General features: G+C 73.3%; 12 protein-coding genes. 3 read left to right on the forward strand and 9 right to left on the reverse strand.

The genetic code is table 11. The annotated features are described in order from the left end of the window. Positions 1–201: 201 nt before the first annotated feature. Both ABZ719_RS00240 and ABZ719_RS00245 read right to left on the reverse strand, forming a co-directional pair. Positions 202–1728: a malonyl-CoA synthase gene (locus ABZ719_RS00240; RefSeq protein ID WP_366722990.1), complete on the reverse strand. Its 1527-nt coding sequence runs from the start codon at positions 1726–1728 to the stop codon at positions 202–204. Then, positions 1728–3140 carry a malonyl-CoA decarboxylase family protein gene (locus ABZ719_RS00245; protein WP_366722991.1) on the reverse strand — a complete coding sequence of 471 codons (1413 nt, stop codon included), beginning with the start codon at positions 3138–3140 and terminating at the stop codon, positions 1728–1730. The genes ABZ719_RS00240 and ABZ719_RS00245 overlap by 1 nt, the downstream gene beginning before the upstream one ends. 173 nt (positions 3141–3313) lie before the next feature. Between ABZ719_RS00245 and ABZ719_RS00250 the strand changes: the two genes are divergently transcribed. Next, positions 3314–4027 (forward strand): GntR family transcriptional regulator, encoded by a 714-nt coding sequence (locus tag ABZ719_RS00250; RefSeq protein WP_366722992.1) that lies wholly within the window; start codon positions 3314–3316, stop codon positions 4025–4027. A gap of 136 nt (positions 4028–4163) precedes the next feature. Here ABZ719_RS00250 and ABZ719_RS00255 read toward each other — a convergent pair whose 3' ends face one another. The 3 genes from ABZ719_RS00255 to ABZ719_RS00265 form a co-directional block, all read right to left on the reverse strand. Then, positions 4164–5198, reverse strand: a complete 1035-nt coding sequence (locus tag ABZ719_RS00255) for a DNA topoisomerase IB (RefSeq protein ID WP_366722993.1) — start codon at positions 5196–5198, stop codon at positions 4164–4166. 664 nt (positions 5199–5862) lie between these two features. Continuing rightward, the gene (locus ABZ719_RS00260) at positions 5863–7107 is read right to left on the reverse strand and encodes an amidohydrolase (RefSeq protein ID WP_366722994.1); all 1245 of its coding nucleotides are present in this window, start codon (positions 7105–7107) and stop codon (positions 5863–5865) included. Beyond that, positions 7104–8519 (reverse strand): MFS transporter, encoded by a 1416-nt coding sequence (locus ABZ719_RS00265; RefSeq protein ID WP_366722995.1) that lies wholly within the window; start codon positions 8517–8519, stop codon positions 7104–7106. The genes ABZ719_RS00260 and ABZ719_RS00265 overlap by 4 nt, the downstream gene beginning before the upstream one ends. Positions 8520–8626: 107 nt before the next feature. Between ABZ719_RS00265 and ABZ719_RS00270 the strand changes: the two genes are divergently transcribed. Both ABZ719_RS00270 and ABZ719_RS00275 read left to right on the forward strand, forming a co-directional pair. After that, the gene (locus ABZ719_RS00270; RefSeq protein ID WP_366722996.1) at positions 8627–9649 is read left to right on the forward strand and encodes an AsnC family transcriptional regulator; all 1023 of its coding nucleotides are present in this window, start codon (positions 8627–8629) and stop codon (positions 9647–9649) included. A gap of 225 nt (positions 9650–9874) precedes the next feature. Continuing rightward, positions 9875–10711 (forward strand): MBL fold metallo-hydrolase, encoded by an 837-nt coding sequence (locus ABZ719_RS00275; RefSeq protein ID WP_366722997.1) that lies wholly within the window; start codon positions 9875–9877, stop codon positions 10709–10711. A gap of 171 nt (positions 10712–10882) precedes the next feature. Here ABZ719_RS00275 and ABZ719_RS00280 read toward each other — a convergent pair whose 3' ends face one another. The 4 genes from ABZ719_RS00280 to ABZ719_RS00295 all read right to left on the reverse strand — a co-directional run bounded on the left by ABZ719_RS00280 (position 10883) and on the right by ABZ719_RS00295 (position 18462). Further along, positions 10883–11560 carry a hypothetical protein gene (locus ABZ719_RS00280; protein ID WP_366722998.1) on the reverse strand — a complete coding sequence of 226 codons (678 nt, stop codon included), beginning with the start codon at positions 11558–11560 and terminating at the stop codon, positions 10883–10885. Positions 11561–12128: 568 nt separating this feature from the next. Further along, a complete protein-coding gene (rph, locus tag ABZ719_RS00285) occupies positions 12129–14726 on the reverse strand; it encodes a rifamycin-inactivating phosphotransferase (RefSeq protein ID WP_366722999.1) in 2598 nt (865 codons plus the stop codon). Between the two features lie 518 nt (positions 14727–15244). Continuing rightward, positions 15245–15976, reverse strand: coding sequence for a DUF4232 domain-containing protein (locus ABZ719_RS00290; protein ID WP_366723000.1), 732 nt, complete (start codon positions 15974–15976; stop codon positions 15245–15247). A gap of 332 nt (positions 15977–16308) precedes the next feature. Then, positions 16309–18462 (reverse strand): hypothetical protein, encoded by a 2154-nt coding sequence (locus ABZ719_RS00295; RefSeq protein WP_366723001.1) that lies wholly within the window; start codon positions 18460–18462, stop codon positions 16309–16311. Between the last annotated feature and the right edge of the window lie 36 nt (positions 18463–18498).

The following is an 18498-nucleotide window of genomic DNA, read 5'->3' on the forward strand; positions in this document are numbered from 1 at the left end:
GCCGCCGGGACGGCTCGCGGCGCGGGGCGCGCGCTGCGAGCCGTCCCGGCGGCCCCGCGCGCCCTCCCGCGCTCCCCCGCTCCCGGGTCACGTCCCGGGTGGCGGCTCCGCTCCGTTCCCGGCCGGCCACGGGCACGAAGTGAAGGGCCGCCTCTCGACGGCCCTTCACTTCGGGTCCGCTCCTGCCGGACCCGCCACGGATCAGGCGTCCGAGCCCGCGAACAGGTCCCGGTAGCGCTTGCGCAGCTCGGCCTTCTGCACCTTCCCCATCACGTTGCGCGGCAGCGCCTCCTCGACGCGTACGGCGCGCGGGTGCTTGAACCGGGCGAGGTCGCCGGCGATGAACTCCAGCAGTTCGCTCTCCCGGGGCTCCTGCCCCGGCGCCGGGACGACGACGGCCACGACCGTCTCCCCGAAGTCCGGGTGCGGTACACCGATCACGGCGGACTCCAGCACCGCCGGGTGGGCGTCGAGCAGTTCCTCGATCTCCTTGGGGTAGATGTTGTAGCCGCCCGAGATCACCAGGTCCTTGCCCCGGCCGACGATGCACAGATAGCCGTCCTCGTCGATGCGGCCCAGGTCACCGGTGATGAAGAAGCCGTCCGCACGGAACTCGGCCGCCGTCTTCTCGGGCAGCTGCCAGTACCCGCTGAAGACGTTGGGTCCGCGCACCTCGACACTGCCGACCTCACCGTCGGGCAGCGTCCGTCCGGTCTCGCCGTCCACCACCCTGATCTCCGTGCCGGGCAGCGGCTTGCCGACGGTGCCGGGTTTGCGCGGGCCGCCCTCGTACGGGTTGGTGGTGTTCATACCGGTCTCGGTCATCCCGTAACGCTCCAGGATGGCGTGGCCCGTGCGGGCCTCGAAGGCCTGGTGGTCGCTCGCGAGGAGGGGGGCCGAGCCGGAGACGAACAGCCGCATCGACGCGCAGGCCTCCGGGGTGAGCCGGTCGCTCTTCAGCAACCGGGTGTAGAAGGTGGGTACGCCCATGAGCACCGTGGCCCGGGGCAGCAGGTCCACCACCGTGTCCACGTCGAACTTCGGCAGGTAGTACATGCAGGCACCGGCCGTCAGGGTCATGTTCGCGGCGACGAAGAGCCCGTGGACGTGGAAGATCGGCAGGGCGTGGATCAGCCGGTCCTGGTCGGTGAACCGCCATGCCTCCAGCAGTGCCCGGCAGTTGGAGGCGAGGTTGCCGTGGGTCAGCACCGCGCCCTTGGAGCGTCCGGTGGTGCCGGAGGTGTAGAGGATCGCCGCCGGGTCGTCGGCCGATGCGTCGAAGACCTCGTCGTGGTGTCCGTCGCCCTCCATCAGGGTGCCGTCGCCCTGGGCGCCGAGGGTCTCGACGACGAGGCCGTCCCCTTCGCGGTGCGCGTGGCCGGCCCGCCGCCGCGGGGAGCAGACCAGCACACGCGGCCGGGCGTCGCCGATGAAGTACTCCGTCTCCGCGTCGGTGTACGCGGTGTTGAGCGGCAGGAAGACGCCACCGATCCGCAGCGTCGCCAGATACAGCGCGATGGCCTCCGGGGATTTGTCCACCTGCATGGCGACCCGGTCACCGGGGGTGACGCCGTCGGCGACGAGCCGGGCGGCGATCCGTTCCACGGTCCGCGCCGTCTCGCGGTAGGTGATCCGCCGGCCGCCGGGCAGCTCGAAGGCCGCTCTGTCCGGCTGCCGCCGCACCTGCTCGGCGAAGGACCGGTAGATGGTGGGCGAGGGTGGTGCCATCAGGGGTGTTCCTCTCTGTCATCGATCGTTCCAGGGGGTGGCGGCGGGGGGAGCGTTGCGGGGCGGGGCACTCCCCCGGCCCCGGGGAAGGCGTCGCGCAGTGGTCCGCCGAGGGCTACGGTGCCGTGGCGGACGAATTCCTCGTGCCGGCGCTCCAGCCGCCCCGGCTCGTAGCGGTAGTTGATCATCGCGCCGTACGACTGCCGCCAGGCTTCGGCAGAGTCGTTCGCCGGCCAGTTCAACTGCCAGGCGGCGGCCCCGTTGCGCAGGTGGAAGCGGGCGACCGGGTCGAGGGGGCGCCCGTCCTCGCGCCGCTCGACCGTGACGTACCGGGCCAGGGCGGGAAAGAGCCGGGCGCGGATCCGTCCGGCGTCCGCCGCACCGGGTTCCGCCGGGCCCTCCCACGCGTCCAGCTCACGGACGAGCAGTGCCAGCCCGGCGTCCTGTCCGGCCTGCTCCTCCAGCCAGCGCCGGAATCCGGGCAGCGGCGAGAGCGTGACGAACTGCCGCAGATGAGGCAGTCGCCCGCCCACCTGCTCGATGACCTGCTTGATGAGAAAGCTGCCGAAAGAGACTCCGGCCAGACCGTCCAGGGCGTTGTTGATCGAGTAGAGGGCTGCCGTGTCCGCCTCGGCGGGGCTGAGCGGCGGCCCGGGCTCCAGCAGCGGAGCGATGCGGTCCGGCACCCCGCGCACCAGCGCGACCTCCACGAAGATCAGCGGTACTTCCCCGGTGGCCGGATGGAAGAACGCGTAGACGGCGCGGTCGTCCGGCTCCAGGCGACGGCGCAGCTCGGCCGTGCTGCGCATCGGGTGGATCTTCTCGCCCCGCATCAGGTGCCGGCGCAGCTCCTCGGGCGCGTCCCCGGTGACCTCCGCCATGCGGAGAAAGCCCCGGTTGAACCACGAGGTGAGCAGGTGGTGGAAGTCATGGTCGAGAGGCCCCAGCTCGGGGTGTCCGCGCATCAGCCGGCGCAGGTCCGCGCGCATCGCGACCAGGGCGAGCGTGGCGTCCGGCGCGTGGTTCATCCGGCGGAGCAGCTGCTGGCGGGCCGGCTCCACCACGTCGAAGAGCCGGACCAGCTCCTCCTCACCCCCCGAACCGGCGCTGCGGGCTTCCTCCCAGCGGCGGTAGGCGGCACGGACCTGATCGGGGTCGGCGTCGTAGGCCTGGGTGACGTGGGTGAAGAAGAACAGCCTGCCGTCGTCGTCGAGCGCGTCGTAGGCGGCGAGAGCGCCGGCCGCGACCGCCCGCACGGAGGCCTCACCCACGCCGCTCATCAGGACCTCGCAGGCGGCGAGCAGCTCGTCCAGCGGGGAGTCAGGCGGCTTCCCGGCCGCCGGATCCGCGCCGCCCCCCTGCCCGGGGGCCCGGAACCGGTCGGCAGGCAGCCGGCCGTCGTGACGTTCCATCTCCGCAACCTTCCGTAGCCCCGGCCGTGGTCACCCATGCCGACCCCGGCTGAACCCCGGCTGAAAAATCCATGAGCGCGCACGATATATATAACAGTCCCACCGTAGGACGTATCCAGGCTCGCGCACCACCCCCCTGCGCGCCCGGATAACCTGACCGCTCGGAGGTGCGCATGGCCCGGGTCCCGGAAGCGCAGCGCGTGCGCGACGCGCTCGAGAACGCTGTGGTCGACGGTCATTACCGTCCCGGCGAGCGGCTGGATCCGGCCCAACTCGAACGTGAGTTCGGCTGCTCGCGTACGCCGATCCGGGAAGCCCTCCAGGCCCTGGAGCGCTCCGGACTCGTACGGATCCGCCCCAAGCAGGGCACGTACGTCACCGAGCTGAGCGTCTCCGAGCTGGCCGAGCGCTTCGAGGTCATGGCCGAGCTGGAGGGGATGGCGGCGCGGCTCTGCGCCCGCCGGATCGACCGGGAGGCGCTGGACGGCCTCGAAGGCGCCCTGCGGGAGTGCGAGATCCACGCGGCGGCCGGCGACGCCGACCGCTACTACTACGCCAATGCCCGGTTCCACGGCATCGTCTACGACTCCTGCGGCAACGAGTACCTGCGCCAGCAGGCCCACGCGCTCAAGCGAGCCCTGCAGCCGTACCGGCGACTGCAACTGCGCGTCCCGGACCGCATCCGCCGCTCCCTGGCCGAGCACCGCGAGATCGCCGACGCCATCACCCGGGGTGACGCCGGAGCAGCGGAGGACGCCGCCCGCGAGCACGTGCTCGTGCAGGTCAAGGAGTTCAGTCAACTGGTGCGCACGTGGCGGCAGTTGACGGATCCCGCGCGTGACGCCGGTTCAGTCGGCCCCCGGCGCGGACCGCGGTCGGCCCCGTGACGAGCGCGGACCGCGGTCGGCCCCGTGACGAGCGCGGACCGCGGCCGTCCCGGCGAGGTCGCGGAGGCCCGCCGGCGCGCCCCGATCAGATCGTCGGGGTCGTGCACGGCCGTGCCGTGGCGGGCTCCCCTCGCCGTCACCGCATCCCGGGCGGGCGGCCGGTGCGGAGCATGCGCAGTACGGCCCGTTCGGCGGGTCCTTGTGTGGCGGGAATGCCGTCGGAGCCTTCCTCACCGAGCCGGGGCAGCGCGGCGGCGACCGTCACGCCCTCCTCGTACAGTTCGACCACCCGTGGGTTGATGTAGGAGGCACGGCAGACCGCGGGCGTGTTGCCGAGGTACCCGGCCACCTCGCGCGCCGCCCGGGCGATGGCCCGGCGCCTGGCGGTCTCGCTCCGTGCGACGGACTCCGAGACGGCGAGGGCCACGGCGGCCATGACGGTGGCGTGCCAGGTGCGGAAGTCCTTGGCGGTGATGTCCAGTCCGGCCAGTTCTTTGAGATAGGCGTTGATGTCGTCGCCGCTCAGGTCGTGCCAGGTCCGCTGCTGCCAGTAGGCCAGGAGCCGGTCGCCGCCGCCCCGGCGCCGCCGCAACGCGGTCAGGGTGCGGCAGGTGGCGGGATCCACGACTGTCTTCATGATCTCCTTGCCGTGCTTGCCGGTGAAGGACAGCAGCACGGCACCGCCCTTGCAGCGGGAGTGCTCGCGCAGCAGCGTGGTGAGGCCGTAGCTGTGGTTCAGTTCGGTGTAGCGGTCGCTGCCTACGCGCAGGAAGCCGAGGTCGAGCAGGCGTACCGCCGTGGCGAGGACCCGCTGCCGGGTCAGCCCCCGGTCGCTCAGATGCCCCTCGACCTCCTCCCTCACCACGGGCAGGACCTCGGCGACCTCGAGCACGTGCTCGTGCTTGGCCTGCTCCTGTTCGGCACGGAACTGAGGGTGGTACAGGTACTGGCGACGTCCGGCGGCGTCGGTACCCACAGCCTGAAGATGGCCGTTGGCCCGGGTGCAGATCCACACGTCCCGCCAGGCCGGCGGTATGACCAGCCCCCGGATCCGGTTCAGCTCCGCCGGATCGCGCAGCGGCTCCCCGTGGGCGTCCAGGTACCGGAAACCGCGCCCGTGCCGCAGCCGGCGGTAGCCGCGGTCCGTGGGACGGCTGTGATGAAGACGCATCCGACCTCCTCCGAGTCACCCAAGAGCCCGTCCCCCGCTCGGCGCGCGGTATGCCGGTCATCCGCTTCCTGCTTCGTACGTCGCCGCCCAGGTCGGTGGGTTCCTCCAGGGGGGAGGCTGTTCCCCGTACCGGCGCAGCGGCCGCCGGCGCAGGACGGTGCCGGCCGGGCCCTGACGAACCTCAACGGCACGCCGGCGCGGGCGCGTTCCAGGACGGCGGGCCTCCCCTCAGAGCGGCCGGCCGTCGGCGGGGTCGCCGGAGCCGGGGCTGAACATCGTGCCGAGGCCGTACCGCGCGATCCCGAAAGGCCGGAAATCGGCGTCGGCGAGGACGCGGTGGAGGAACTCTGAGGTGGACGCAGTCTCCGCACCCCCATGCAGCCATCGTGCAGCACCGCGTCCGGACTCGAAGACGTACGGTGTGTCAGCGCCCTGCCGTCGGCAGCCGTGTCCCGGCCGGACGCCCGGCTGACGGCGACGGCCGTGGGAAGCCGGCCGGCGGAGACCGGTCGACGGGGGCCGGTCGCCGGCGCGCCGGGCGTCGGACCTCCGCGGGGCGGCCGTCGGGCGTCGGCGGGAGGGGCGCCTGACGTCCGCGGGGCGGGCGCCGGGCGTCGGGTGACGGAAGAGTCCGCGGGGCGGGCGTCGGGCGTCGGTGGGATGTCTACCGTGGGGCCTGGCGTGCGGGGCTGTCCGGTTCCGGCCCGGCCGCGCGGACGGCCCGGCGGTGGGCGGCCCGCCGGAGGTAGGTCTGCCGCCGGACGGGGTCGGTGGCCAGCTCCACCGCGGCATGGGCCAGCGCGGTCGCGCCGTCCAGGACGGCACGGTCGGCGCCCGGACCGGTCCCGTACCGGGTGAAGCCCTCGGTGTGCTGGAGCGCGCCGCCGGTGTCGTAGCCGATGCACGGGTGGAGCGACGGTACGGCGTGGGAGACGTTGCCCATGTCGGTGGAGGCCGTCAGCTCACCGTGCCGGGGTACCGGGTCGCGGCCGAGGGCACGCGCGGCCCGAAGGTAGGCCGAGGTGAGGAACGGATCCTGGCGCAGCTCGGCGAAGTCGTGGCCGTGCGAGGCGAGTTCCAGTTCCGCGCCGGTGGCCAGGGCGCCCGCCTCCAGGCAGGCCCGGACGCGCCGGCGGGCGGCGCGGAGGTCGTCCAGGGTGCGGGCGCGCACCTCGTAGCGTGCCCTCGCGCGTTCCGGGATGACGTTGACCGCGTGACCCGCCTCGTGGACCACGTCGTGGACCAGGGTTCCCGGAGGCAACTGCTGGCGCAGCATGCCGACGGCCGTGTGTGCCAGGACGACGGCGTCGAGCGCGTTCACGCCTTCCCAGGGGGCGAGCGCGGCGTGGGCCGGGGTGCCGCGGTAGGTGACGTCCCAGGCGCCGACGGCGAGCGAGGAGGCACCGACGGAGTCCTCGGGCGCCGCGTGCACCATCAGCGCGGCGGCGGCGTCGTCGAAGACACCCGCCTCCAGGAGCACGACCTTGCCGCCGATGTCCTCCTCGGCGGGCGTGCCCACGAGCTTCACGGTGATGCCGACGGCGTCCGCGACGGCCGCGAGGCCGAGCGCCGCGCCCACGGCCGCGGCGCCGTTGACGTTGTGCCCGCAGGCGTGCCCGATGTCCGGCAGCGCGTCGTACTCGGCGCAGACGGCGATCACCAGGCTGCCCGTGCCGTAGGTGGCGACGAGGGCGGTCGGCAGTCCTGCCGCGCCGCGCGTCACCTGGAAGTCCGCGTCCTGGAGCAGGGACGCGATCTTCGCCGCGGACCGGTGTTCCCTCAGTGCGGTCTCCGGTTCCGCGTGCAGGCTGTGGCTCAGGCCGATCAGGGCCTCCCGCGCACGACGGACGGCGTCCGTGACGGCCGCCCGGGCCTCTTCCCGCGCCCCGTCGAAACGTTCGTGCGTCATGCCGCCTCCTTGCCGAGGACGGGGCCGGCGGTCCGTACGGCCGGGTCCGGCCCGCCGCCGAGCAGCAGGCCGAGCAGTGCTCCGCCCAGCGCCACCGCCGCGCACGCCGCCCACGCCCACTGGTAACCCGCCCCGGACACACCTCCGTCGTGCCCGGGATGGGCGGCGAACAGTGCGCTGATCACGGCCGCGCCGATCGCGGCCCCCAGGGAGAGTGCCAGTTCGTTGATGCCCACGGACAGGGCCGTCTCGGTCTCCTCGACGACTTCCGCCGACAGCGTCCGGGTGACCGCTTCGAACATGCCCGTCGCCACGCCCACCAGGAGCGCCCCCGGGAGGTACCGCGGAAGTGACTGGTGGAACAGTGTCAGGGACAGGAAGCCCAGGGCCGCGAGACCGCCGGTGAGGACCATGGTGGCCCGGTCGCCGACGAGCCGGGCCAGCCGGGGCGATGCCGTGGAACCGCAGAAGCCGGCGACGACCATGGCCAGGGACACCAGCGAGATGGCCTGGGACCCCAGGCCCATCCCGTAGCCGTCGCCGTCCGGTTGCGCGCCGAGGAAGACGGCGTTGGCGCCGAGGAAGCCGATGGCACCGAACGCGGCGCAGAAGGTGTGCGCGCTGACGATCGTGAGCCGCGGGTCACGCAGCAGGGCGAGGTCCACCAGTGGATGGTCCGACCGGTGTTCCACCCGCACCCACAGGAAGAGGAGGACCACCGCGGCCACGGCGGTGAGCAGGGACGACGCCGAGGCCCACCCCCAGGAGCCGCCCTCGGTGAGCAGCAGGGTCAGCGCGCCGAGACCGAGGGTCAGCAGGAGTGCGGCCGGGGCGTTGAAGCGGCCCGCGCGGGGTGCGGAGCCGGCGGGCAGCGCGAACGCCGCCACGAGGGCCAGGGCCCCGAAGGGGACCGCGGTCCACAGGCCGGCGAGGGCGTGCTCCTCGCTCAGCGAGCCGGCGACGAGCCCGCCGGTGCCGATGGACAGCAGCAGCGCGCCGACGAGCACGGACATGCCGGTCCGGCCGTGTTCCGGGGCGCGGGAACGCAGGATTCCGGCGAGCAGCGGGAAGAAGCCCACGACAGCGCCCTGGAGCACCATGCCCAGGGCGAGCGTGGCCGTGGTGGGCCGCACGGCGATGAGCAGTGAACCGGCCGCCACCAGGGCGACCGCGATGCGCAGCAGCAGGCGGTGGCCCCAGAGGTCGCCCCAGCGGGACAGCAGCGGTGTCAGGACCGCGAACGCGAGCTGCGACAGCAGGTACAGATTGTTCTGTCCGACCCCTCCGATGCCGACGTGGTCGCCCACCGCCGGCAGCAGCGGTGTCAGATACCCCTGGACGACTCCGCTGCAGATCACGATCGCCGTCATGATCGCGAGCAGGCCGCGACCACGGTCGATGGCACTCGTCACTGTCTCACCCTCTTCCCTTGGCTGGAGCGCGAAGTGGTGACTACAGTGCGAGCGCCGCTGGAACCGAGCGCCGACTTCGCAAGAATCGTGCGAGAAGGGCGAGGGGGATGAAGGAATCGGGCAGCGTCTCGGAACTCGATCTCGCCCTGGTGCACGCGCTGCAGATCCGGCCGCGTGCCGCGTGGAGCGATCTCGCGCCTTCGCTGGGCGTGACGGCGGTGACGCTGGCCCGGCGTTGGGAGCGGCTGACCGAGGAGGGGCTGGCGTGGCTGTCCGCCGTTCCCGGCCCGGCGTTCTCCCGGTCCCGGTGCACCGCGTTCGTCCTCGTCAGCTGCCGGCCGGCGGCACGGGAGCGCCTGGCGGCGCGGATCGCCGGGCTGGACGAGGCGGCGACCGTCGAACTGACCGCGCCGGGCGGTGCCGACCTGCTGCTGGACGTGCCGGCGCCCGATGTGGCCGGGGTGCACCGGTTCGTGGAGGAGCGTCTGGCCCTGCTGCCCGGCGTGACGGGGGTGGAGTGCCTGTTCGCCACCTCGTTGTACACGGAGGGCAGTCGGTGGCGGCTCGGCTCCCTGGACTCCGCCCAGCTCTCGGCCCTGGGCCGGGCGGACCGCACGGACTCGGACGGGGAGCCGTCCACGGCCGCGCTCGGTGAGGTCGACCGCGCGCTCCTGGACGCCCTGGCCCGTGACGGGCGGCTCGGTCTGGCCGCGCTGGCCGAACGGCTGGGTACCAGCGCCGCCACCGTCCGGCGCCGTCTCGGCAGGCTCACGCGCTCGGGGACGGTCGCGTTCCGCTGCGACACGGCCCGGTCTCTCACGGGACTGCCGGTGAGCGTGACCTTCCGAGGCCGGGCACCGGTCCGGGAGGTCAACGGTCTGCACCGCACCCTGGCCACCCTCCCCGGCTGCCGGCTGGTCGCCGCCGTCACGGGCGGCGCCAACGTCCTCGCCACCTACTGGCTGCCCGGCATCGGAGGCGTCCAGCACCACGAGACGGCCATGTCGGCCCGTCTGCCGTCCCTGGACGTCACCGACCGGCTGGTCGGGGTCCGCACCGTCAAGCGCATGGGTCACCTGCTGGACGCCGACGGCCGGCGCACCGCCACCTTGCCGATCCGGTGCTGGTAGACGCCTGGTCAGCGCCCCGGACAGCATGATCACGGGGTGGGCGGGGAGTCGGCCGGTGCCTCTCGCGCGGAGGGTTCGCACCGGTGTGGGTACTCGGCGGAAAGCCACCTCTCCCCGGGGCGGCGGAGAGCCACCTCTCCCCCGGTCGACGGACCGCCCCGTGCCCGTCTCCGCCCCCGCCCCAGTCCCCGTCCCCGTCCCCGTCCCCGTCAGGCAAGGATCCTCATGTCCGTGTTCGACGACGACCACCTCGATCTGCATTTCATCGGTACCGCGACGGTCCTGCTGCGGTACGGCGGCCTGACACTCCTCACCGACCCGAACTTCCTGCACCGCGGCGAACGTGCCCACCTGGGGTACGGGCTGACGAGCGAGCGTCTGACCGAACCCGCCCTGGAGGTGACCGGCCTGCCGCCGCTGGACGCCGTTGTCCTCTCCCATCTGCACGGGGATCACTGGGACCGCCGGGTCAGGCGCCACCTGGCCCGTTCGGTGCCCGTCGCCACCACCCCCCACGCCGTCCGCCGGCTGCGCACCTGGCAGGGATTCGACCGGGCCGGCGGCCTGCGGACCTGGGAGAGCGCCACGTTCCGGCGGGGCGGGGCACAGGTCCGGGTGACCGCGCTGCCCGGCCGGCACTCCCTGCACCCCGTGCTGCGCCGGCTGCTGCCGCCCGTGATGGGCAGCATGATGGAGTTCGGCCCTGCCGGCGGCCCGGTCCGGCTGCGACTGTACGTTTCCGGCGACACGCTCGTGTACGACGGGCTCGACGAGGTCGGCCGCCGCTTCCCCACCGCCGATCTGGCCGTTCTCCATCTGGGCGGCACACGGCTGCCCGGCGGTTTCGTCGTGACGATGGACGGCGCCCAGGGAGCCGAACTCGCCCGCCGCCTCGGCGCGCCGGCCGTCCTCCCCGTCCATTACGACGACTACTCCGTCTTCCGCTCCCCGCTCGAGGACTTCCTCACGGCGGTGGACCGCCTCGGGCTGCACGACCGGCTGGTCCACTGCGCGCGCGGACAGCACGCCCGAGTGGTGCCCGGCGGGCCGGGCACCGCGTAGGCCGCGGGCACGCGAGGACGTACAAGGCGGCGGTCGGTGTCCGCCATCGCGTGAACAGGCCGACCGCGGACCGAACAGGTCGATCGCGGACCGAACAGGTCGTCGGCGTAGCGGTCCGGAAGCGCCTCCCGGGGCGGCGGGCACGGTGGCGGTGGGGTCGGGCGCTGAAGTTCAGGCGGGCCGGGCAGTGGCTGTGGCCGGCTCCCGTTCCCCGGGGCCGAGGGCCACCGTCGTCGTGACCCGGGTGAGCGAGGGTTTCCTCGGTGCTGATCCGAAGCCGAAGCGGACGGGCGGTTCCACGGGTGCCGCGGGGCCGAGGTCGGCGCCTTCGAAGAACGCCGAGACGAGGCGGATCGGCCGCAGGTCCCGTGCGCCGTACCACTCGCGGCGGCCCGCACCGGCACTGCCCCGGGTCCGCACGCCGGGCAGGAGCAGGCGGGCCGGGCGGTCCGTGAGCGTGCTCCACGCCGGCCGGCGGACGAGAGCGCCGGGCAGGACCCGCAGGAGGAGGCCCAGCGGCCCCCGCCTGCCTGCGGCGAAGCACAGCCGCAGGGGGCCTGCGGTGACCGTCCAGGTGCCGTCGGCGATCCGGACCCGCACCGGGACGACGCGCACGGTGTCGAAGACGTAGGTCCCGCCGATGAAGTCCGCGGTCTGCCGCGTGGGGGCCAGCAGCAGCCGCTCCCCGTCAGCCCCTTCCAGCATCACGTCGCTGAACGGGCCGAACGGCGAGCGCTGCCAGTGGCCGAGCACGATCCGTGTCCCGGAGCGGGTGCCGAGGCCGGCGATCCATCCCTCGAACCGCAGCAGCGGAGGGCGGCGCGGAGCACGCGCCGGGCACCGGCTCATCGGCGCCGTCCGTCCGGTGCGATCCCGCGCCCCGGGCCCACGCGAGGAAGGAGCAGCCGTCGGCGCACCGGGCCGTGATGCTGCGAAGCGCACATGCCTGACTCCTCGCGGGAAGTGCTCCACGGGTCCGCCGGCAGGAGCCGGCGGCCCGGCGGCGGCGGTCGGCGTCCCGTCCAGGACGCCGGGAGTGCCGGCGGCCCGCACCCACCGTTGTGCCGGCCGCTCGGTCGGGTCCCGCGCCGTCCCGGTCGGCGGGTCCCCCAGCGCCCGGCCGTACAAACGCGGGCGGAGGACGACATCGCGTCCGTCGCGGCGATCGGCCTCGCTCGCGCCGGTCGCGCCCGCGACCGCCTCGGCCGTGAGGGCACGCGGCTGCGGCTTCGTCCACCCCACGGCGTCCTGCGTCGTCCTTCCCCGGACCGGCGGCGCCGCCACCCGTTCTGCGGCGACCTGGACGAGCCTTGGCCGGGCCCTCGTCCGCGACGCCGGGCCGCCGGGCCGCCGGTGAGGGCACCGGCGGGCGGGTGGAGCGGCCCCACCGCCCGCGTGCCCCGGGACATGCGGCCGGTCAGGAGAGGATCTCGACGTACCCGTCGGTTCCGTGGACGCGGATCCGCTGCCCGTCCCGGATCAGCCGGGTGGCCCGCTCCACGCCGACGACGGCCGGCAAGCCGTACTCCCGGGCGATCACCGCGCCGTGGGTCATCAGGCCGCCCACCTCCGTGACCAGGCCGGCGATCCCGACGAACAGCGGGGACCAGCTCGGGTCCGTGAAGGTCGTGACCAGGATGTCGCCCGCCTCGAGATCGGCCTCCGCCATGTCGAGGACGACGCGGGCCCGCCCCTCGACGGTCCCGGCGGAGACCGGCAGGCCGGTCAGGGCGCCGGCCGGTACGTCGTCACGCCGGTACGCGCCGGTGACGGCCTCACCGTCGGATGTGAGCACGCGGGGCGGAGTCAGCGCGTGGTACGACCGGAACGCGTCCTTGCGCCGCTGGACGAGGCGGTCGTCCACCTGGTGCGAGCGCACCACGTCGTGGAGTTCCTGGAACGTGAGGTAGAAGATGTCCTCCGTCTCCACCAGCACGCCGGCCCGCACCAGGCGCTCGGCCTCCCGCAGCAGGGCCTGCTTGTAGACGAAGTAGCGGCTGATGATGTCGTACTTGGGATACTCCCGGTACCCGATGAAGGTTCTGACCCGGTCGATCATCCGTTCGGTCTCGTCGGCTTTCCGCTCCCCGTCCGAGAGGGCGCGCAGGCGGGCCAGCACGTCCTGTTCCTTCTCCCGTGCCTTCTGCCGCCCTTGCTCGAAGCGCCGCTCGGCGGCGCCCGGCCCGAAGTTCCTGACGTTGTCGAGGATCACGGGCACGAGCGTGGTGGGGCGCTCGCGCCAGCGCGGCCTCGTGATGTCGATCTCGCCGACGCAGCGCATCCCGTACCGGTCGAGGTAGGCCTCCAGCGCGTCGCGCGCCTCGGCCCCGCCCGGGAGCTTCGCCAGCTCCTCCAGGAAGCCCTCGTCCTCGACGCCCTGGAGGAAGGCCACCACCTCGGGGTGCGGGCGGATCACGTCCGCGACGTCGAGGAGCGCGAGTCCCATCTCCGACGTGACGTTGCCGGGGGCGGACAGCGTGAGCGTGTCAGCCGCGTTCTTCTCGCCCAGCCACTCCAGCAGCTTGTCGTTGAGCCACCAGGTGGCCTCCATCCCCGCCGTGATCACCTGAAGGCTCAGCGGATCGCTGAGGACCCGCTTGTGCTCCTTGAAGGCTTCCAGCAGGAAGTCGAACAGGTCCGGTCCGCTCTTCGTCCGGATGTCGCGCTCAAGGGCGGCGAGGGACGCCTGGCTGCGTCCGACCAGCTCGGTGACGACGGCCGGATCGGTCTCGACCGGAGCGGGTCCCCCACCGGCCGGCGGCCGGCCGGGACCCGGGTCCGCGAGGGGCAGGACGAAATCGTCACGGTCGAGGACGCTCTCCAGAGCGTCCCTCATCAGCGGATCCCCCCTCCCCATGACGTCCAGGAGGCCGGCGCGGCTCGCGGGCGCGGCCAGGCGGCGGGTGACGTCGACGAACAGCCTGCCGCCCGCCTCGTGCATCGGCACCATGGCCGTCAGCTGCCACATGGAGAGCCCCAGGGGCTTCATGGGGTCCGTCATCATCTGCCCGTGACCGACGGAGACGTAGACGTGGTTCTCCTGGTCGCCGGTGTCGGGGACGGGGAACAGCGTCGTGATCGGCCGGCTCTGGACGAACTGGAAGCCGTCGTCGGCCAGGCACCATTCGATGTCCTGCGGGCGGCCGAAGTGCGCTTCGATCCGGCGCCCGAGCCGCACGAGCCGCACGGCCTGAGCATCCGTCAGTGCGGGCTGCTCCCGGCGCTCCGGTTCGATCGCCACTTCCCGCGTACCGCCGTCGGGCAGGGCGTGAACGGCACGCTGCTTGGCGGCGATCGTCCTGGCGACGACCTCGCCGTGCCGCACCTTGAAGACGTCCGGGTTCACCAGGCCGGAGACCAGGGCCTCACCGAGGCCGAAGCCGGCGTCCACGGTGGCGGTCCTCCGGTCGCCCGTGACGGGGTCGGCGGTGAAGAGGACGCCGGCGGCGTGCGGGAAGACCATCCGCTGCACGACCACGGCCATGTGGACCGTACGGTGGTCGATGCCGTGGCGCCGGCGGTAGGTCACCGCCCGCTCCGTGAACAGCGATGCCCAGCACCGGCTGATGTGCTGGAGGACCGCCGTGGGCCCCACCACGTTGAGGTAGGTGTCCTGCTGGCCGGCGAAGGAGGCCGTCGGCAGGTCCTCCGCCGTCGCGCTGGACCGGACGGCGCAGGCGGTGCGCTCGCCGAGCCGGGCGAGCGCGCGGGTGACCGCCGCCGCGAGGTCCGCCGGGACGGCGATGTCCTCGACGGTCCGGCGAATGCGCGCGCTGAGTGTGCGGATCGCCTCCTGGTCGTCCGGGTCCACGCGCGCCAGCTGGTCGAGCCGGTCGTCGAGTGACGGCTCCTGCGCCATGATCCGCCGGAAGGCGTCCGTGGTCACGCAGAAGCCGTCCGGCACGCGGACGCCCTCGATCCGCGACAGTCCGCCCAGGTGCGCGCCCTTGCCGCCGACGACCGCGACCTGCGTCTCGTCGACCTCCTGGAGATCCAGCACGTACGGCTCGCTCATCGCGACACCTCCGGGGCGGCCGTGCTGTGTCGCACCGCGGTGGCCGATCGCGTCACCGGTGTCTCCCACTCCGTCGAACCTCTTGTCGAGCCCATCGCCATCCCTGGTCGCCTTCCCTCTGCGGAGACGGCCTGCCGCGCCGCCCGGCCGGGCGGCGCGCACGCCTGCGCTTCCGCGCCGAGCACCCGCGACCGCACCCGCACCCGCCCTGCCCGTCCGGTACCTGGTCCGAGGTGACGGCGTCCGCCGTACCCCGGCCGGCACCGAAAGGCGCAGGCCGCGTCCTCCGGTTGTGGCCACGGCCGACGATTGTGCGCTGTGACCGGGGCCTTGCGGCAAGCCCCCTGGTGCGCTATATGTTGAGAGTGGCAAGGAGAAGGAGTTCTCCTTGCCTTTCGTTTTTGGCGGTCGAGGGAACTGGGACGGGCCTTGCGCGAAGCGGTGGCGCGACCGGCCTCCGCGTCCAGGCACCGGCCGTGGGGGGTGCGACGGCTGGGGAGCCCGGCAGGCCGCGGCTCTTACTCGGTCGTGTGGGTGGGGTAGACCTGGACGTCGGTGTAGGCGCCCTTGATGGCCCCCGCGCCGGCGGGCCACTTCAGGGTCACGGTGTGGGTCTCGTTCGGGGGCGTCACGAGGATGCTGGTCGGGGACGCGAGGCTGTGGCCGCTGCTGTCGATGTCGTAGGCGAGGTCGAACACGGCGGCGTCGCCGGGCTTGAGGATGGTGACGCGGGGCTCGGCGTGGCCGCGCTCGATGGGGCTCGAGGTGTGGTCGGCGTCCTTGATGTCGACGCCCGCGAAGCCCGTCGCCGAGCAGGTGGTCGAACCCCTGTTGGTCATGGTGATGTCGATCCTGCCGGAGCGCGCGTCCGGGGCGGCGTCGACGGCCTGGATGGCCAGGTTCGCCGTCCTGCAGAACGTGACCTTGCCGCTGGTCCCCGCCGCTCCGTCCGCCGAGTCGCCGCCGGCCCGGGTGCCCTTGCCCGAGCCGGCCCGCGCGCTGCCGGTGCCCGCGCCGCTGGTGCCCGAACCGCCCTGCGTCTTGGCGTTGTCGGCCTGCGCCGAGCCGGAGCCGGAACCATCCTGCGGGTTCGAGGCCGCCTCCGGGTTCGAGGCGCCGTCCGAGGACGAGGAGGACGAGGAGTTCTTGGCGGCCGAGTCCGTCCCGGAGCCGTCGCTGCCGCAGGCGGTGAGCGAGAGGGTGGCGGCGACACCGAGGGCGGCGAGAGCGGTGATGCGGGTGTACTTCACGGGATTCCCCCAGGATGGGCGTGGTGCGTGCGGTCGGGAATATTTGTATCTCGCACCGAGTCACAGGCGGTCCTCCGCGACGTCTTCGTTCTGTCACAGGCGGACTGGCCCTGCAGTTCGCCTGCCCGGCCACGGCCGGCCGGGCGAGAGCGGGACTCCTGGGTCCTGTCGTCCCGTTCCCGTCGACGCCCGGAGGGCGGCCCCGCGGCGTCCGGTGCGTGCTCTCGGCGTGCCGGGCGGAAGTCCTCGTGCCGGGCGTACTCGGCTTTCGTCCGGTGCGGCGAGAGGGCGTGTCAGGCGTCGCGCGGCAGACGGGAATTCGACGACAGGGCCTAGCGCCGTCGCGCCCGCCGCAGCCGCAGCCGCAGCGCCGAGCGCAGCACCACCAGTGCGGCGAGTGCGCCTGCCGCCCCCACGAGCCACGGCGCGACGCCCGTTCCTGAGTCCGGGGCGGACGTCGCGACACTGCCCGGTGCGCCCGGAGCGCCCGGAGCGCCCGGGGCCCGGCCGGGTCGCGCCGTCCGCACCCCGCCGCCGAGCCAGACCTGGCCCTCCCCGGTGTCCGTGACCGGCGCCTCGATCGAGCGGCTCACATCCCGTGTCAGGGACGGCGACGACGCCTCCAGCTGGGCGTCGGACACGGAGGTGACGGGCACACGGGAGAAGTCGACGCCGCCGTAGACGTACGTCCTCGTGTAGAGGGTGTCGCCCTCGCGGGTGCGGTGCGTGACCTTGAACTCGCCCTTGGTGTACGAGCGGACGTAGGCGTTGAAGGTGTCGGCCGGCTTCCAGTCCTCGTGGGTCGCGTACGCGTCGACATCGCCCTTGCCGATCAAGTCGGAGTACGTGGTGCGGGTGCGCAGGCTGAGACCCCGGTACCACTCGGCGGCCACCCGGCTGAGGTACACGCGCCGCAGATCGGCGTACTCCGGTGCGGTGTTCACCGCCTCCACCACCCTGGGCAGGATCAGCCGCCGGAACAGTGCCTCGTTGTGGTCCTGCACGGTCCGGGACCGCCGCGGGCACGAGACCGCGTCCGAGCCGCCGTGCTGCTTGAGGTACTGCGTCTCCATCTGCACGTTCAGGGGCGACTTGAGGATGTACAGCTCCTCCCCCTTGGTGTACACGGTCGCCGGGGCCGGCACGATCCAGGTGCGGAACGACATGCAGTCCCCCGACAGCGACCGCCAGAACTCCGTCCCGAGAGGCGTGTCCGGATGGATCAGCCTGCCCGTCGTCTTCTTCAACGTCAGATCCGCCTGGAGCAGCACCCGTCCCGCGTCGGTCCGGCCGAGCCGGGCGTCGACGATGCGGTCGGGCTCGTTCGGGTTCAGGTTGACCCAGAACGTCGAGGGATCCAGCTCCAGCCAGGTGAAGAAGGAGTCGGACGCCTGCGTGGCGTGCCCCAGCCCGGTCAGCGCGGAGCCGCCGCGCGAGGTGGCCGCCGGCGCCCGGAAGGCGTACCGCAGACCGCCGGCGCCGGGCCCGGGATCCGCGAGGTAGCGCAGCTCCAGCCGCGAGAAGTCGATTCCGCCGGGCGTCCGTCGCGGCGCGGACAGGCCCTTCGCCAGACCGCCCGCGCGCGGCACCCCGGAGGTGCCGCCGCAGCCGGCGGCACGGGCGCGCGCGAAAGCGGCGTAGCGGGCCTGCGGTCGGGTGCCCGCGGGTGCGAAACCGCTCTGCGTGCCGCTCCCGGGGCAGTCGCCCGGTGCGGTGAAGACGGAACCGGCGGCCGCCTCCAGCCCTTCGGCGCCGGTGTTCAGCTCCCCGCTGTCGAACCCCGAACCGGGCCGGATCACGCGGACGTTCGGATTGTCCTTGAAGCGCTCCGCCACCGCCCTGGCCTGTTCGTCGGTGGCCGCGGTGAACACCACGTTGCCGGTCTGGCTCTTGCGTCCGCCCGGCAGTTTGCCGGTGATGGTCGTACCGATCGAGGAGAGGTCCTCGGTGGTGGTGCCGGTGCGGGTGGTGGTGGTCGCGTCGACCGAGTCGACGCTGACGAGGCGTCCCTCGCTCCAGGTGACCTTGATCATGTCGGAGGTGGTCCCGGTGACGCCCTTGCCGACGTTCCCCTTCTCCTCCAGACGGTTCGTCTCGTCCTGGAAGAGGTACTCGGAGCCGGTCTTCGTCCTGGCGTCGTAGGCCATTCCCTGCTCGGCCAGCCGGCGGTTCATGAAGGTCAGGGCCGCGTCCGCGTCCGGCGTGTCACCGCTCGAACCGACGACGTGGGGAACGCCGTTGGCGTCGATGTACGTCCTGCGGCCGTCGATGGTGCGCACCGTCAGCGGCGGCCCCCACCTGGTGTACGGGGGCGTGCTCGGGCTGCCGGGGCCGGACGCGGCGACCGCCGGGGCCGCCGGGGCGAGCCCGGACGCGGCGGCGCAAGGCGCCCCCGCCAGGGCGGCCAGAACCGTCATCAGCGCCGCGAGCCGGCGCACCCGGGACCGTAACCGCTTGCCGTGGAGGCCCGCGTCGTCTCTCCGCATGGGCGAACGCACCCCCGTTCCGCCTACGTCGTCCCG

Origin of the sequence: Streptomyces sp. NPDC006743 (assembly GCF_040703815.1) — a bacterium.
Taxonomy (GTDB): domain Bacteria; phylum Actinomycetota; class Actinomycetes; order Streptomycetales; family Streptomycetaceae; genus Streptomyces.

Excerpts from the sequence above, each read along its gene's own strand:
- ABZ719_RS00240 (WP_366722990.1), bottom strand. The coding sequence starts at position 1,728 with ATGGCACCACCCTCGCCCACCATCTACCGGTCCTTCGCCGAGCAGGTG.
- ABZ719_RS00245 (WP_366722991.1), bottom strand. The coding sequence starts at position 3,140 with ATGGAACGTCACGACGGCCGGCTGCCTGCCGACCGGTTCCGGGCCCCC.
- ABZ719_RS00250 (WP_366722992.1), top strand. The coding sequence starts at position 3,314 with ATGGCCCGGGTCCCGGAAGCGCAGCGCGTGCGCGACGCGCTCGAGAAC.
- ABZ719_RS00255 (WP_366722993.1), bottom strand. The coding sequence starts at position 5,198 with ATGCGTCTTCATCACAGCCGTCCCACGGACCGCGGCTACCGCCGGCTG.
- ABZ719_RS00260 (WP_366722994.1), bottom strand. The coding sequence starts at position 7,107 with ATGACGCACGAACGTTTCGACGGGGCGCGGGAAGAGGCCCGGGCGGCC.
- ABZ719_RS00270 (WP_366722996.1), top strand. The coding sequence starts at position 8,627 with ATGAAGGAATCGGGCAGCGTCTCGGAACTCGATCTCGCCCTGGTGCAC.
- ABZ719_RS00275 (WP_366722997.1), top strand. The coding sequence starts at position 9,875 with ATGTCCGTGTTCGACGACGACCACCTCGATCTGCATTTCATCGGTACC.
- ABZ719_RS00280 (WP_366722998.1), bottom strand. The coding sequence starts at position 11,560 with ATGAGCCGGTGCCCGGCGCGTGCTCCGCGCCGCCCTCCGCTGCTGCGG.
- rph (WP_366722999.1), bottom strand. The coding sequence starts at position 14,726 with ATGAGCGAGCCGTACGTGCTGGATCTCCAGGAGGTCGACGAGACGCAG.
- ABZ719_RS00295 (WP_366723001.1), bottom strand. The coding sequence starts at position 18,462 with ATGCGGAGAGACGACGCGGGCCTCCACGGCAAGCGGTTACGGTCCCGG.